11 protein-coding genes are annotated in these 14,906 nt (G+C 59.5%); 9 read left to right on the forward strand and 2 right to left on the reverse strand.

What is annotated here, in order from left to right; all coding sequences use genetic code 11:
- Window positions 1–265 precede the first annotated feature (265 nt).
- Both BT204_RS19815 and BT204_RS19820 read left to right on the forward strand, forming a co-directional pair.
- Window positions 266–1,612, forward strand: a complete 1,347-nt coding sequence (locus BT204_RS19815) for an NCS2 family permease (RefSeq protein ID WP_034126137.1) — start codon at window positions 266–268, stop codon at window positions 1,610–1,612.
- Window positions 1,613–1,678: 66 nt separating this feature from the next.
- Window positions 1,679–2,317 carry a LysE family translocator gene (locus tag BT204_RS19820; protein ID WP_072448024.1) on the forward strand — a complete coding sequence of 213 codons (639 nt, stop codon included), beginning with the start codon at window positions 1,679–1,681 and terminating at the stop codon, window positions 2,315–2,317.
- Here the strand turns inward: BT204_RS19820 and BT204_RS19825 are convergent.
- Window positions 2,301–7,559 (reverse strand): dermonecrotic toxin domain-containing protein, encoded by a 5,259-nt coding sequence (locus BT204_RS19825; protein WP_239695921.1) that lies wholly within the window; start codon window positions 7,557–7,559, stop codon window positions 2,301–2,303. The genes BT204_RS19820 and BT204_RS19825 overlap by 17 nt on opposite strands.
- A 131-nt stretch (window positions 7,560–7,690) precedes the next feature.
- The gene (uraH, locus tag BT204_RS19830) at window positions 7,691–8,074 is read right to left on the reverse strand and encodes a hydroxyisourate hydrolase (RefSeq protein WP_169918711.1); all 384 of its coding nucleotides are present in this window, start codon (window positions 8,072–8,074) and stop codon (window positions 7,691–7,693) included.
- Between the two features lie 411 nt (window positions 8,075–8,485).
- Between uraH and puuE the strand changes: the two genes are divergently transcribed.
- The 7 genes from puuE (at window position 8,486) to BT204_RS27625 (ending at window position 14,905) form a co-directional block, all read left to right on the forward strand.
- Complete coding sequence (gene puuE, locus BT204_RS19840; protein ID WP_014719292.1) at window positions 8,486–9,412, forward strand: allantoinase PuuE; 927 nt, start codon at window positions 8,486–8,488, stop codon at window positions 9,410–9,412.
- Entirely contained in the window at window positions 9,409–9,924 is a 516-nt protein-coding gene (gene uraD, locus BT204_RS19845) for a 2-oxo-4-hydroxy-4-carboxy-5-ureidoimidazoline decarboxylase (RefSeq protein ID WP_014719293.1), read from the forward strand. Before puuE ends, uraD begins: the two co-directional genes overlap by 4 nt.
- A gap of 41 nt (window positions 9,925–9,965) precedes the next feature.
- Entirely contained in the window at window positions 9,966–10,961 is a 996-nt protein-coding gene (alc, locus tag BT204_RS19850; RefSeq protein ID WP_017137848.1) for an allantoicase, read from the forward strand.
- Between the two features lie 135 nt (window positions 10,962–11,096).
- A complete protein-coding gene (locus BT204_RS19855; protein WP_003192823.1) occupies window positions 11,097–11,600 on the forward strand; it encodes an ureidoglycolate lyase in 504 nt (167 codons plus the stop codon).
- 51 nt (window positions 11,601–11,651) lie between these two features.
- The gene (locus BT204_RS19860) at window positions 11,652–12,953 is read left to right on the forward strand and encodes a urate hydroxylase PuuD (protein WP_072448029.1); all 1,302 of its coding nucleotides are present in this window, start codon (window positions 11,652–11,654) and stop codon (window positions 12,951–12,953) included.
- Between the two features lie 195 nt (window positions 12,954–13,148).
- A complete protein-coding gene (locus BT204_RS19865; RefSeq protein WP_032896003.1) occupies window positions 13,149–14,492 on the forward strand; it encodes a nucleobase:cation symporter-2 family protein in 1,344 nt (447 codons plus the stop codon).
- 44 nt (window positions 14,493–14,536) lie between these two features.
- Window positions 14,537–14,905 (forward strand): hypothetical protein, encoded by a 369-nt coding sequence (locus BT204_RS27625; RefSeq protein ID WP_125919870.1) that lies wholly within the window; start codon window positions 14,537–14,539, stop codon window positions 14,903–14,905.
- Window position 14,906 lies beyond the last annotated feature (1 nt).

Here is a 14,906-nt window from a genome sequence, read left to right on the forward strand (position 1 = left end):
CGAATGCTTGCGCCCACAAGGTGCGGGTATCGAAGGCTTGTTTCAAGGCGTCGTGCAGAATAAATCCCTTGGCCTGGGCCTTTCATCCCTTTTCGCCAAGATAATCGAAAACATTATTTGCTTTATTTGTATACAAAAGCATAATTCGCTTCGTGCGAGTTCCTGACCTTTTGGTCAACAAAGCCCGCCAGTACCTCAAAGCGCGGTTGCCCACTCATGTAACCGGCGCTGGAAATAACAATAAAACGATTGAGGAGTACTCGCTGTGGATAGCCGTAAAACCGAAGCCCCTACGTTGGATCTGGCCGCGCCCCGAGGCGGTTGGCTGGAGCGCCTGTTCAAACTGCGCTTGCATGGCACCACAGTGAAGACCGAGCTGATCGCCGGCCTCACCACCTTTATCACCATGGCCTACATCATTTTCGTCAACCCCAACATCATGGCCGATGCCGGTATCGATCACGGCGCGGCTTTCGTCGCCACCTGCATCGCCGCCGCGCTGGGCTGCCTGTTGATGGGCCTGTACGCCAACTGGCCAGTGGGCCTGGCGCCGGGCATGGGCTTGAACGCGTTTTTCACCTACACCGTGGTCGGCACCATGGGCTACAACTGGGAAACCGCCCTCGGTGCGGTATTTGTCTCGGGTGTGCTGTTCATGATCCTGACGCTGTCGCGTATCCGCGAATGGTTGCTCAACAGTATCCCGGTCAGCCTGCGTCATGCCATGGGCGCGGGCGTGGGCCTGTTCCTGGGGGTGATCGGCCTGAAAACCGCCGGCATCATCGTCGACAGCCCGGCCACCCTGATCAAGCTCGGCTCCCTGCATGAACCCGCCCCACTGCTGGCGGCGGTGTGCTTCCTGCTGATCGCCATCCTCAGTTACCACCGCGTATTCGGCGCGATCCTGATCAGCATCATCGCCGTGACCCTGGCGGGCTGGGGCCTGGGCCTGGTGCATTACAACGGCATTCTCTCTACCCCACCGAGCCTGGCACCGACCTGGATGGCCATGGACGTGATGGGTGTGTTCAATGTGAGCATGATAAGCGTGGTATTTGCCTTTCTTTTTGTACACATGTTCGACACTGCCGGTACACTGATGGGCGTTGCCCAACGCGCAGGGCTAGTCAAGGCAGACGGCAAGATCGACAACCTGTCTCGTGCATTAAAGGCCGACAGTGCTTCCAGCGTGTTCGGCGCCATGGTTGGCGTGCCGCCCGTGACCAGCTATGTGGAAAGCGCTGCCGGTGTAGCTGCCGGCGGCCGCACCGGCTTGACTGCCGTGACCGTAGGCGTGCTGTTTGTGGCGGCGATGTTTTTCGCGCCGCTGGCCGGCATGATTCCCGCCTATGCCACGGCGGGCGCATTGATTTACGTGGCAATGCTGATGATGGCGAGCATGGCCCATATCAATTGGGATGAAGCCACCGACAGCATTCCGGCCATCGTGACCGCGATCATGATGCCGTTGACATTTTCGGTCGCCGACGGAATTGCCCTGGGCTTTATCACCTATGTGGCGTTGAAGGCCGGCACCGGCAAGTACCGTGAGATTTCCATCAGCCTGTGGGTGCTGTGCGCGATCTTTATCGCCAAGTTCATCTTTCTGTAGTTCAGGAAGGGCTGAAAAACCGCCTCACCTTCGGGTGGGGCTTTTGCACGTAAGGGAGAACTGTAGATGAACCTGGATACCTGGCTGTTGTTCAGCGGCGCTGCGCTGGTTGTGATCCTGATCCCCGGCCCGCTGTCATTGCTGATGATCAGCAACAGCCTCAACTTCGGCCTGCGCCGCTCTTACCCGGCGTTTCTGGGCGGCGTATTTGCTTCGATCTGTCTGCTGAGCGCCTCGGCACTTGGCCTCGGCGCGCTGTTGCTGGCATCCGAGCAATTGTTCAGCGCACTGAAGATCGTCGGCGCGCTGTACCTGTTCTACCTCGCCTGGCAAAGCTGGCAGCAATCGCGCCTGCCGAGCGCAGGCGCCGAAGTGCCACCGTCCCCGGCTGTGCCGCGCTTTGGTGCGTTGTTTGGCCGGGCCTTCGTACTGGGGGCCAGCAACCCCAAGGACATCCTGTTTTTTGCGGCCTTCCTGCCGCAGTTTCTCAGCGCCGAGCAGGCGTTTTTACCGCAATTGTTGATCATGATCGCCACCTGGACGGTGCTCGACCTGTTGTGCAAATTGGCTTACGGCTTGGGCGCCCATGGCGCCGCGCGGTATTTGCGCAGCGGTTCGGGCCAGAGCTGGTTCAACCGCACCAGCGCTGCGCTGTTTGGCGGCGCCGGTGCAATGGCTCTCATCAACGCTAAGGGTTCAATTTGACGAAATAGACAGTGGGGGCCAACTGCCCCTTTGTGGGCCACTGAATGCCGGCCACAATCCGCACCAAGCGTTGTTCTTGCATCGCGTTGTCAACCGCCCTTAATAAAGCAGAGTCAGGGTGGGAGTTGATGGCTACCCGAACCCACTTGTCCGAAAGCTTCGTTCTCACGCTAATTCGCCCTGTCTCAAACCATTGGTAGGCCACGTAGTAAATTGTGCTCGAACGGGGATGAGTCACGACTGATTCAATACTGTTTTCTCCAACAGGTAACCCTGGACGTCGCACAGACAAGTCCACAATGCGGTAACCCTGCTGCTCCAACACGGTTCTGACGGCGGCGCGCTCTGCTTCAAGCCTCTGCGTCCTGACCGGTCTGACAGCATATTGCAGGCTCGGGTCTAACGGATGAGGCGGTATGAAGTCGACACGCGTGAAGCCGGGCGCCTTGCCTTCAAAACCGATGTATAGATATTCGCTGCGACGTTCATTAGGTCGCAACATCCGCAGTAAATCATCCGTTTGACCGCTCCTCGCAGGAGGCGCGGGAAGCCATTCGTCCAGCGTCGCGCGGATGTCGAGCAAATGGCTTGCCGTGGCAGCCCGGGAAGGACCTGACAACTCAACCAACCTTATGACGGCAAACGTTCGAGCGTCATTCGTCAGGGTGGGAAAGGCCATGGTCACATACTGCCTCAACGGCCTGTCGAACAGTGCCGGATGATTTTGCCACCCACCTGAAGGCAGGCGTGATACGGGAATAGGCTGGTCGCGAATATCAGTGCTTGTCCAGCGCATGATATCGGTTAGCGCGGATCGCCCCGGTGGCTCATTTCGGGTGATAAACACCAGGCCGTTCAACGGTGCACGATCACCCTGCGGGAGCATCCGGTAGAAACCGCTGCTCGGATCCTGGATGGCGGTATAAGGAGGAGCCACGCGTAAAAACCTGGCATTGAGCTCAGAACCTCTGGGACCCACGCCTACCTCAAACACGCCAGCCGCCGGAAAGTCTACAATTTGACTGGGTTGGACTTGAACACGCCAACTCAGCCACTGAGTATCCGTTGTACGTGACTGCACAATCCGATTCTCGGTAGCCGTGCGCGTACGAGGGGGTTGCCAATCCGGCAATGGGGAAACGGGCCATGGGTTATGCACCCCGGAGCTGGGCCCAGGTTGTGGCGCATTCATGCCCAACAACCACTCTTTAGGCTCTTGAATGTTGATGACCAACTCATCCAGTCCCGGTTCCCGGCTATTTCGCAGACGAAATACCTCTTCGCTTTCGCGCTGGTAAACCGGGTAATGGTGCGTATCGTCCGCTATGAACTGCTCACCGTTCTTGACATGCACGCCTTGCCTGCCCGGCCCTTTCAACGCTACGGCGCCCTCGGGCTTACCCTTGATTCTGAAACGGTCCAAGAGCTTCGATTGCGTCACCAGCGACGAAGACGCGCTGGGCAAATGACTACGTATTGCCATCGGCAAGCGACGGATACGACTCAGAACCTTCATCGGCGAACGCATACCTATGACCTTACCGCTCTTCACTTTGGGAACAGGTGCAAAGTCTGTCGCCAGTTCGACCGCCAGAAACAGGGTCATGAACGCCACATCCACGGCATCGTTAGGGTCGCCAAAGCGATGATAGCGTCGGGCAGCCAACAGCAAATCATGGAAGTCGTTAGCCTTACCGAATAACGGAATCAAAATACCCAGCAACCCGCGCCTGGTGGCCTCGCTCTGCTCTTCAAGACGTTGAACCCGATAAGTCGCCAACATCCAGCTGGAGTTACTGACGGCTTGAACCCGCCCTTGCAGCTCCAGCGAGCTGGCCGCGTACAGCAGTGCCATGGCGTCAGGGTAGGTGGTGGGCACCACCGCCAACCAGTTCGCTGGTGCACTGGCAATCTGCTCGTGGATCAGCTCTTCGATTTCATTGACCGCTGGCGTAGGCTCAAGGTGCGTGATTTTGAATGAGCGGAAAAACTCATAGCTCCTCCACACACCTTCGAAGAATGAAAAACCGGCGAGGATATGGTCCACGTCATAAATCGAGCTGGTCTTGTTTGTTGCATCGACGTTATGGGCGATGGCCTCGAATGCCCAACCCGGTGCAACCTGTCGCGCCAGAACCTTAACGTAATCGGGCTCTGCAGCCATACGATTGAGCGCCGCCAGGGCTACTCCCACACTGGTGTATTCGCTGATGACCAAGGCTTGGGGCGCGGCCGGCCAGTAAACCACGCAGCGTCCGCTGGCCTGGTCCGCCATCACCACAATGCCTGCGATGTAACGATCATGCAGCATCGTGTGTCCTACCAAATGAACCACACTGAGCGTCAGCCGATGCCCGTTCTTTAACAGGTCTTCAGCCGTGCGGGCTGCCATTGCAACCTTGAACAGGCTCTGCGCCTGGGCGCTCAAACCCTGGGCGGCCGCTGAAAAAAGCTGCATCTGCGCGCAGTCCCGCAACGTGCGATTTATCAGCACAGGGATACGTTCTTCCCTCTGACCGCTCGCCCCCGCAGGGTAAAATGCACGGTGGGCCCGTATCGCGTAATTACCGCCGATATCCAGCGAAGACACGGTGTTGATCAGATAATCGGCGTTCAGTCGCTGGCGCCACTGCGGTTGCAGATAGCGGCCGCGTGTCAATCGCGGGCGTGTCCAGGGTGCTTGCGAGTCAAGGTTATGCAACGCCAGTTGCAGCATGCTGAACGTGTGGCGTTTGAGGCTGGGTGTCACGATGACTTTGCGATCGCCCGGCGTGCAGCGGCTTTCGTGGCCACAAAAACTGCTGTAGGTGTCATCCGGCAAGTCGATCAACGGCTTGTCGATGTCCAGTTCCGGGTAAAAACCGTCTTCAGTCAAACGAGCGATCAATGCACTGCGGGCGAAGGTGTCCAGGTCAGGCAGGATCTGCACGAGCCCGCTTTCAGCGGCAGCGGCACTGCCCAGGTACCTGCGCTTGAGGCGTTGGAATTGTTTGAGCTGGGTACGCGTTGCGCTGGCCAGCCACGGTGGAGATTCTTTCATCTCAAGCGCAACTTTACGCAGCACGTCCACATTGGCCAACGCCTGGCTCAAAGCATGGTTGGGAGGAAACGCCAGATGTTGGTGCAGCTCGACCACCCACAACAAGCGGCTGACCATCGCATCCTTCACCTCGCCGAAAAGCCCCGTCATGCCACCGATGCGTTTGCTCAACCCTGCGTAGTACATCACCAGGTTTTTCAGCGAGAGACCCGTGGGGCTGATGTAGACAGGCTCGTAACGCACAGCCAGCGTTTTGCGCACCGCATGGGCGCGCAAGTCGTGGAGCTTATCCCGTTCGACACAACCCCATAACCTGGAATAGTCACTGCTGCCCAGTGTCGCTTTGAGCCCCTGCGTCAGCGCCTCCAGGCCGGAAAAAGCCATAAGCCCGCCATAGTCTCCAAATGCATACAGCACCACCGGAATTGCGCCTGCCGGTTTTTTCAGCGCGGTCACTCGCGTCACCACCCACACGTTATGCAGCGGATAGAAGGCATCCGGCGCGCTGCCCACCGAGACCGACAGCACCTGGGTTCGACTGCCAGGGCGTTTGCGCGCTGCAGGCTGGTCCAGCACTTCGCTAATCACGTCACGATGCGCCGTGGATATGAGCTTTAGCTGGTGTTGCAACTCAACCTCACAGCGCAATGCTTCGACCTGGGCGCTCAAAAACAGCGCAGCACGCCTGCGCCCTCCCCCAGGGCGCGCAAGCCAGAACGGCAAATCGAACAGTTGATGCTGCGCATCCTTGATCTGTGCGCTCAACACCTGCGTGTGCTCCTTGCGCTGACGCTCGAGCGCCAACACCTGCTCAAACGCCGCGCTCTGCGCACTCGGATCATCCTGGTTAAGCAACGCAACCAGGCCTTTTTCATAGCGTTTGACCTGTTGCTCTGCCGTAAGCCGGGCCAGCTCGGGCATCGCACTGGCAAACAGGATTTCTGGCTCCCGTCGCTGCCGGTCCCAGATAAGTAATTGGTCGCACACGTTGTGCAGCCGGGCGCTGCCTGCCAGCCGTTTGCGAGCTTGCTCGATCGAACGGAGAAAGACCGTGGCCGACAACGTTTCAGGCCGCGGCCTGCTTGCAGCGAACACATGCGCGTGATTGATCGCCAGCGCGCAGGCCAACTCATTCGCCCACTGGCCATCCAGCAACGCCCGGGCGCTCAGAGCCAACGCATCCTCCGTCACCGCCGCGCCACGCACGACAACGGAGGCTGGGCTCAGGTGATCGGGTCGGCATAATTGGTGACGACGCTTTAGTGGCAAGCATTGCCAGAGTTCATCGAACAGCGTCTGACTGGTCAACGCCAACAGGCCGCATTGAAGCGAGAAGAACGACGGGTACTCGTAAAAATGGCGGGCCACGCCCGGCAGGTAAATCACATGCGGCGCACCCTCGGGGTCGCCGTCTCGATAAATATGCAGTGCCCCGGGAATCGCGACTGCAGGCAAGCCTGGCCACATCAATTGGCTTACCCGCACGCTGGCCCAACTGCCCCCGGCGCGCTGGCGCGCCTCGGTGTCGGGGGCATCCACCAATTGCTGGACCAGGGTCATTCCCGCAATGGAAATCTCATCCAGTTGCCGTGCCATGAAAGCCTGCTCGGCAAAAGCTGCGGCGTATGATTCAGCCCAGCGTTCCTGACGTGTGTGCCACGATCCATGCGCCAAGGCCTGCCAATATTCCGTTACCGCTTGAGGCAGCCGCTCCAGCAGGTTCATCGCGATCATGCGTCGCAACACCTGCAAAGGCGTATACGGCAGCCGACGGTTTGGATCGCCCTTGACACTCAAGGAGGTGAATTGATTGAGGTTGTCCGGTACCGAAGGCAATGCCAGCGACAGCAGCGCCCGGTCGGTCAAACTGTCAACTTTGGCGGCCGCCCCCGGCAATGCCGCCTGGGTAAACAGCAGGCTGTCGGGGTCAATTTCAAATTCCTTGCGCAGCGCGGCACGAATCACTCCCAGAACCCGGGGCGCATGACCTATCAAGCGGGCGAGCACTCTGGTCGACTGGAAACACCGCCGGTCGGCCTCCGCGAGCTGGTTGATCAGGCGGCCGGGCTGGGGATGAGTGTTGATGCGCCGAGTCAGTTGATCGCGCATCTGCTGCACGCGTTCGGCAGTGATATCCGGATCATCTGAATAGATGTTGCCGATGGCTGAAGTCATGGTGCTTTCTTCTTGATGGAAGGACAAACACCAGCCTAGGCAGCGTCGCGGCTCAAAAGGCGTTAGATAATTGAACACACCACGGGCGAAAAAAAGCCCGCAGTGTGCGCGGGCGAAACCAACGAAGAGCATTTGGGGGTATGAAGCGAGGTGACGACTCAGCTACCGCGATAGGTGGAATAGCTGTAAGGCGAAATCAACAGGGGTACATGGTAATGCTCTTGCTCGGCGCTGATGCCAAAGCGTAGTACCACTACATCCAGGAAAGCCGGCTCCGGCAGCTGCACGCCACGGGCGCGGTAGTAATCGCCAGCGTTGAATTGCAGCTGGTAGACACCGCTGCGGTAATCGTCGCCTTGCAACAGCGGCGCATCGCAGCGGCCGTCGCTGTTGGTGGTGGCGGTAGCGACCAGCTCAAGCTGCGCACCTTCGACGCGGTACAGCTCAACCTTGATTGCGCTGCCGGGGCAACCGTGCGCGGCGTCCAAAACGTGTGTGGTCAAACGTCCCATGGCTTTTATGCGCCTCCCGAAGTCAGTCATAGAGAAACCCGCACTCTTTCAGGGCAGTGAAAAAGCCGGCGATGGCTGATTAAGACATTTTCAAAGAAAATTGTACACAATAAATTTCACAGCGCTTCAACCCCCTGTAGGAGCGAGCTTGCTCGCGAAAAACGCCAACGATAACGCGGGCTCCCAGGATGAAAAGTGGCGCCCTCAGGTTATTCGCGAGCAAGCTCGCTCCTACAGTGGGCTTTTTGATCTTAACCTGACCACTCAGGCAAGTTTCTTGCACAGACCCGTAGAGAGCCCGTTCAGAAAAAATGCAGAAATGCAGGCTTACAAAGTTTGCAATAAGTTGTATACAATCACTCATCGCTGTGACGCCACTCAGTCATTCTACTGCCCGGACGCCACACACACCTGCTACCACGAACAAGAAGGAAGACTGCAGTGAGCGCTGACTACCCACGCGACCTGATCGGTTACGGCAGTAACCCTCCTCACCCCCACTGGCCGGGCAAGGCACGCATTGCGCTGTCGTTCGTACTCAACTACGAAGAAGGCGGCGAGCGCAACATTTTGCACGGTGACAAAGAGTCCGAAGCCTTCCTCTCGGAAATGGTCTCGGCGCAACCGCTGCAAGGCGAGCGCAACATGAGCATGGAGTCGCTGTACGAGTACGGCAGCCGTGCCGGTGTGTGGCGCATCCTCAAGTTGTTCAAAGAATTCGACATCCCGCTGACCATCTTCGCCGTGGCCATGGCCGCCCAGCGGCATCCGGATGTGATCCGCGCCATGGTCGCCGCCGGCCACGAGATTTGCAGCCACGGCTACCGCTGGATCGACTACCAGTACATGGACGAGGCCCAGGAGCGCGAGCACATGCTCGAAGCCATCCGCATCCTCACCGAACTTACCGGTGAACGCCCATTGGGCTGGTACACCGGTCGCACCGGCCCCAACACCCGTCGCCTGGTGATGGAGGAAGGCGGCTTCCTGTACGACTGCGACACCTACGACGACGACCTGCCCTACTGGGAACCCAACACCCCGAACGGCAAGCCGCACCTGGTAATCCCCTACACCCTGGACACCAACGACATGCGCTTCACCCAGGTGCAGGGTTTCAACAAGGGCGATGACTTTTTCGAGTACCTCAAGGATGCCTTCGACGTGCTGTACGCAGAAGGCGCCGAAGCGCCGAAGATGCTATCGATCGGCCTGCATTGCCGCCTGATCGGTCGCCCGGCACGCCTGGCCTCGCTCAAGCGCTTCATTGAATACGTCAAAGGCCATGATCAGGTGTGGTTCACCCGCCGCGTGGACATCGCCCGTCACTGGCACCAAACCCACCCTTTCCCGGGAGCAGCGAAATGACTGCGTTCCAGACCCTGAAACCTTCGACCTTGAGCCGCGACGCCTTCGTCCAGGCCTTTGCCGATATCTACGAACACTCGCCATGGGTGGCCGAAAAGGCCTTCGACCTGGGCCAGGACGCGTCGATCGACCAGATCGAAACCCTTCACCAGCGCATGAGCGATATCCTGTTGAGTGCTGATCACGCCTCGCAACTGGCGCTGATCAATGCTCACCCGGACCTGGCCGGAAAAGCTGCCGTCCAGGGCCAACTGACCCAAGCCAGCACCGATGAACAAGCGGGCGCGGGTATTCACCAATGCACGGCCGAAGAGTTTTCTCGCTTCACCGAGCTGAATGAGGCCTACAAAGCCAAATTCAAGTTTCCCTTCATCATGGCGGTAAAAGGCAGCAACCGGCATCAGATCCTCGCCGCGTTCGAAACGCGCATCCACAACTCGGCAGACACCGAGTTCAAGTGCGCGCTGGACGAGATCAACAAGATCGCGTTGTTCCGCTTACTGACCCTCTAGCAGTCCATCCCCAGCCACTCTATCTAAGGCAGACAAGAAGAATGAAAGCTTACGCCGTACCTTTCGAAAAGTTCGTCAACCTGGCCGACGCCCGCCTGGGTACCAAGATCATCTCGGTGACCGATGACTGGTTCGCTGACGCCAACCGCCTGTTCCAGCCGACCCCGGCCGTGTGGAAGGAGGGCGTTTTCGATGACAACGGCAAGTGGATGGACGGCTGGGAGTCACGCCGCAAGCGCTTCGAAGGCTACGACAGTGCGGTGATCCGCCTGGGCGTGCCGGGTTCGATCAAAGGCGTGGACATCGACACTTCATTCTTCACCGGCAACTTCCCGCCGTCGGCTTCCCTGGAAGCCTGCTTCCTGGCCTCGGGCGAGCCGGATGCCAACACCCAGTGGGTGGAAGTGCTGTCAGCCGTCGAGCTGCAAGGCAACAGCCACCACTACCACGAGATCAACAACGACCAGGCGTTCAGCCACCTGCGCTTCAACATCTACCCGGATGGCGGCGTGGCCCGTCTGCGTGTGTACGGCGTGCCGTTCCGCGACTGGTCTTCGGTGGGCGACAACGAACAGGTCGACCTGGCTGCCGCGCTCAATGGCGGTCGTGCCCTGGCCTGTTCCGACGAACACTTCGGCCGCATGAGCAACATCCTCAACCCGGGCCGCGGCATCAACATGGGCGATGGCTGGGAAACCGCACGTCGTCGCACGCCAGGCAATGACTGGGTGATCGTCGCCCTGGGCCACCCGGGCGAGATCGAGAAAATCGTGGTGGACACCCTGCACTTCAAGGGCAACTACCCGGACACCTGCTCGATCCAGGGCGCCTTCGTGAAAGGCGGCACCGACAGCCAGATCGAAACCCAGTCGCTGTTCTGGCGCGAACTGCTGCCGGCGCAGAAGCTGGAAATGCACGCCGAACACACCTTCGCCGAGCAGATCAAGGCGCTGGGGCCGATTACCCACATCCGCTTGAACGTGTTCCCGGATGGTGGTGTGAGTCGCCTGCGCGTCCTGGGCAAGGTCGCCAAATAACACCCGATCGTCCCCACGCTCTGCGTGGGGATGCACCCCGTGACGCTCCGCGTCACACAGCGGACGCAGAGCGTCCAGGGCAGCGTTCCCACGCAGAGCGTGGGAACGATCTATAGACAAGACAAGAAGACAGCCATGCGCACACTGATGATCGAACCCCTGACCAAAGAAGCCTTCGCCCCTTTCGGAGACGTTATCGAAACCGATGGCAGCGATCACTTCATGATCAACAACGGGTCGACCATGCGCTTTCACAAACTGGCCACGGTCGAAACCGCGAAGCCGGAAGACCACGCCATCATCAGCATCTTCCGCGCCGACGCGCAGGACATGCCGCTGACCGTGTGCATGCTGGAGAGACACCCGCTGGGCAGCCAGGCTTTCATTCCGCTGCTCGGCAACCCCTTTCTGATCGTGGTCGCGCCACTTGGCGATGAACCTGTATCGGGCTTGGTCCGCGCCTTCGTCACCAACGGCAGGCAGGGCATTAATTACCATCGCGGCGTCTGGCACCACCCGGTGCTGACGATCGAAAAGCGGGATGACTTCCTGGTGGTTGATCGCAGTGGCACAGGCAATAACTGCGATGAGCATTTTTTCAAAGAGGATGAGCGTTTGATCCTCGCCCCCCACCAATAAGAGAAGGTCTGATCACCCGACAACAAGGGTGACAGGCGAGAGGTAAAGACTGTGGAAGCACATCTGTTGGAATGGCTGAACCTGAGCGTGCGCTGGGTTCACATGATCACTGGCGTCGCCTGGATCGGCGCTTCTTTCTACTTCGTCTGGCTGGAAAACAACCTTAATCGCGTCAACCCCAAGAACGGCCTGGCCGGTGACTTGTGGGCGATCCACGGTGGCGGTATCTACCACCTGGAAAAATACAAACTGGCCCCGCCGACCATGCCGGACAACCTGCACTGGTTCAAATGGGAAGCCTATTTCACCTGGATGTCGGGCGTCGCGCTGCTGTGCGTGGTGTTCTACCTCAACCCGACGCTGTACCTGCTCGCCCCCGGCAGCAGCCTCAGCGGTACCGAAGGCGTATTGCTGGGCATCGGCTCACTGTTCGCCGGCTGGTTCATCTACTCCTTCCTCTGCGACTCGGCCCTGGGCAAACGCCCTGCCCTGCTCGGCTTGATCCTGTTCGTGCTGTTGATTGCGGCGGCTTACGGCTTCAGCAAGGTGTTCAGCGGCCGCGGTGCCTACCTGCACGTGGGCGCGGTGATCGGCACGATCATGGTGGGTAACGTGTTTCGCATCATCATGCCGGCCCAACGCGCGCTGGTGGCAGCCATCGCCGAGAATCGCACGCCCGACCCGGCGCTGCCGGCCAAAGGTCTGCTGCGCTCACGCCACAACAACTACTTCACCTTGCCGGTGCTGTTCATCATGATCAGCAACCACTTCCCGAGCACCTATGGCAGCCAATACAACTGGCTGATCCTGGCCGGTATCGCGGTGGCAGCAGTGTTGGTGCGCCATTACTTCAACACCCGGCATGACAGCCAGAAGTATGCGTGGACCTTGCCTGTAGGCGCCTTGGCGATGATCAGCCTGGCCTACGTGACCGGGCCCAAGCCGGCTGAACCGATTGCCAAGGCACCGGCTGCCATCGAGTACCAACCCCTGCCGGAAACCGCACTGGGCGGTGGCTTGAAACCGGCCGCGCCTGCCGCACCCGCCGCACCCGCCGCACCCGCCGCTGAACCGGCACCGGCCCAGGCCACCACGGACTTCGGCCAGGTGCACCACGTGATCGAGCAACGCTGCACCGTGTGCCATTCGGCCAAGCCCACCAGCCCGCTGTTCAGTACGGCACCGGCTGGGGTGATGTTCGACACACCGGCACAGATCCAGCAGCAGGCGGCGCGGATTCAAGCGCAGGCCGTGGCCAGCCAGATCATGCCGCTGGGCAACATTACCCAGATGACCCAGCAGGAACGGGATTTGATCGGCACCTGGATTAATCAGGGGGCCCGTACCAACTGACTGTTTCACACCGTTCCCATGTGGGAGCTGGCTTGCCTGCGATAGCGGCAGATCACCAACATTTTCGGTGACTGACACACCGCCATCGCAGGCAAGCCAGCTCCCACAAGGGAGATCAGTGATGGTTTGAAGATTAAGTTTCATCCGGCAATTGAATGCCAAACAACACAAAAATAAAAAGATTCGAGGTGTTGCATGTCCCAGTTAGAAACGCAGACTCCTGCCGCGCCCGCCATGGTGCGGCTGCCCCTCTTGCAACTGATCCTGGTAGGCCTGCAACACGTCTTGCTGATGTACGGCGGTGCCGTCGCCGTGCCCCTGATCATTGGCCAGGCCGCCGGCTTGAGCCGTGAAGAAATCGCCTTTCTGATCAACGCCGACCTGCTGGTAGCCGGTATCGCCACCATGGTGCAGTCGTTCGGCATCGGCCCCATGGGCATCCGCATGCCGGTGATGATGGGCGCCAGTTTTGCCGCCGTGGGCAGCATGGTCGCCATGGCCGGCATGCCCGGCATCGGTTTGCAGGGCATCTTCGGCGCGACCATCGCCGCCGGGTTCTTCGGCATGCTCATCGCACCGTTCATGTCCAAGGTGGTGCGCTTTTTCCCGCCGCTGGTGACCGGTACGGTGATCACCGCCATCGGCCTTTCGCTGTTCCCCGTGGCGGTGAACTGGGCCGGCGGGGGCAGCGCCGCCGCCACGTTTGGCTCGCCGGTCTACCTGGCGATTGCCGCCCTGGTACTGGCCACGATCTTGCTGATCAACCGCTTCATGCGCGGCTTCTGGGTGAACATCTCGGTACTGATCGGCATGGGCCTGGGTTACGCGCTATGTGGTGTGATCGGCATGGTCGACCTCAGTGGCCTGGCCCAGGCGCCGTGGGTGCAGGTGGTGACGCCGTTGCACTTTGGCATGCCCAAGTTCGAGTTGGCGCCGATCCTGTCGATGTGCCTGGTGGTGGTGATCATTTTTGTCGAGTCCACCGGCATGTTCCTCGCCCTGGGCAAGATCACCGGCCAGGAGGTCACGCCGAAGATGCTGCGACGCGGCCTGTTGTGTGATGCCGGCGCGTCGTTCTTTGCCGGCTTCTTCAACACCTTTACCCACTCCTCCTTCGCGCAGAATATCGGCCTGGTGCAGATGACCGGCGTGCGCTGCCGCTCGGTCACGCTCATGGCCGGCGCGTTCTTGATCGTGCTCAGCCTGTTGCCCAAGGCGGCCTATCTGGTGGCTTCAATTCCACCTGCGGTACTCGGCGGCGCGGCGATTGCGATGTTCGGGATGGTGGCCGCAACCGGGATCAAGATTCTGCAGGAAGCCGACATCGCCGACCGCCGTAACCAGTTGCTGGTGGCGGTGAGCATCGGCATGGGCCTGATCCCCGTGGTACGCCCGGAGTTCTTCGCACAGCTGCCGTTGTGGATGAGCCCGATTACCCACAGCGGCATCGCCATGGCCACCCTCAGCGCGCTGTCGCTGAACATCCTGTTCAACATCCTCGGCGGCGCTGAGCGCCCCGAAGTCGCGCATACGCATTGATTCCTTTGTTAGTACAAAAATAACAACAAACAGGGAACCCCCACATGCACAACCTTGACATGGGGCCGGCCACACGCCGCGCCCCATTCTTGCCCCTCGCGCTCTGTTACAGCGCACTTGAGCCCAGGCCTGGGAGCCAGTATTCTCCGCGCCCGCTCGAATCGACTCAAAAAAAAACAGCGAATGTAAAAGCTGACCTCAAGGCCAACTTATCCCGGCCTGATGTTTGCTGCCAAAGTGCACAAAAGTCCCCTGAATTCGACTGCATCCGCTGCAGCCGACGGGGATTTTTTGGCTTTTTCAGCACCTTGGCGCAGCTCTTGCTAAAAGCATCAAAGCTGACCGAACAGACGATTTTTGCAGCGAACCAAAAGGCGCCACACCAGAGCGCCTGCGTAGAAGAAAAACCATAAA

Origin of the sequence: Pseudomonas sp. NFPP02, assembly GCF_900119355.1 — a bacterium.
Lineage (GTDB): Bacteria > Pseudomonadota > Gammaproteobacteria > Pseudomonadales > Pseudomonadaceae > Aquipseudomonas > Aquipseudomonas paracarnis.

Bases quoted from the DNA above. Each gene is read 5' to 3' on its own strand.
- BT204_RS19820 (WP_072448024.1), top strand. From the start codon at position 1,679: ATGAACCTGGATACCTGGCTGTTGTTCAGCGGCGCTGCGCTGGTTGTG.
- uraH (WP_169918711.1), bottom strand. From the start codon at position 8,074: ATGACTGACTTCGGGAGGCGCATAAAAGCCATGGGACGTTTGACCACA.
- uraD (WP_014719293.1), top strand. From the start codon at position 9,409: ATGACTGCGTTCCAGACCCTGAAACCTTCGACCTTGAGCCGCGACGCC.
- alc (WP_017137848.1), top strand. From the start codon at position 9,966: ATGAAAGCTTACGCCGTACCTTTCGAAAAGTTCGTCAACCTGGCCGAC.
- BT204_RS19855 (WP_003192823.1), top strand. From the start codon at position 11,097: ATGCGCACACTGATGATCGAACCCCTGACCAAAGAAGCCTTCGCCCCT.
- BT204_RS19865 (WP_032896003.1), top strand. From the start codon at position 13,149: ATGTCCCAGTTAGAAACGCAGACTCCTGCCGCGCCCGCCATGGTGCGG.
- BT204_RS27625 (WP_125919870.1), top strand. From the start codon at position 14,537: ATGCACAACCTTGACATGGGGCCGGCCACACGCCGCGCCCCATTCTTG.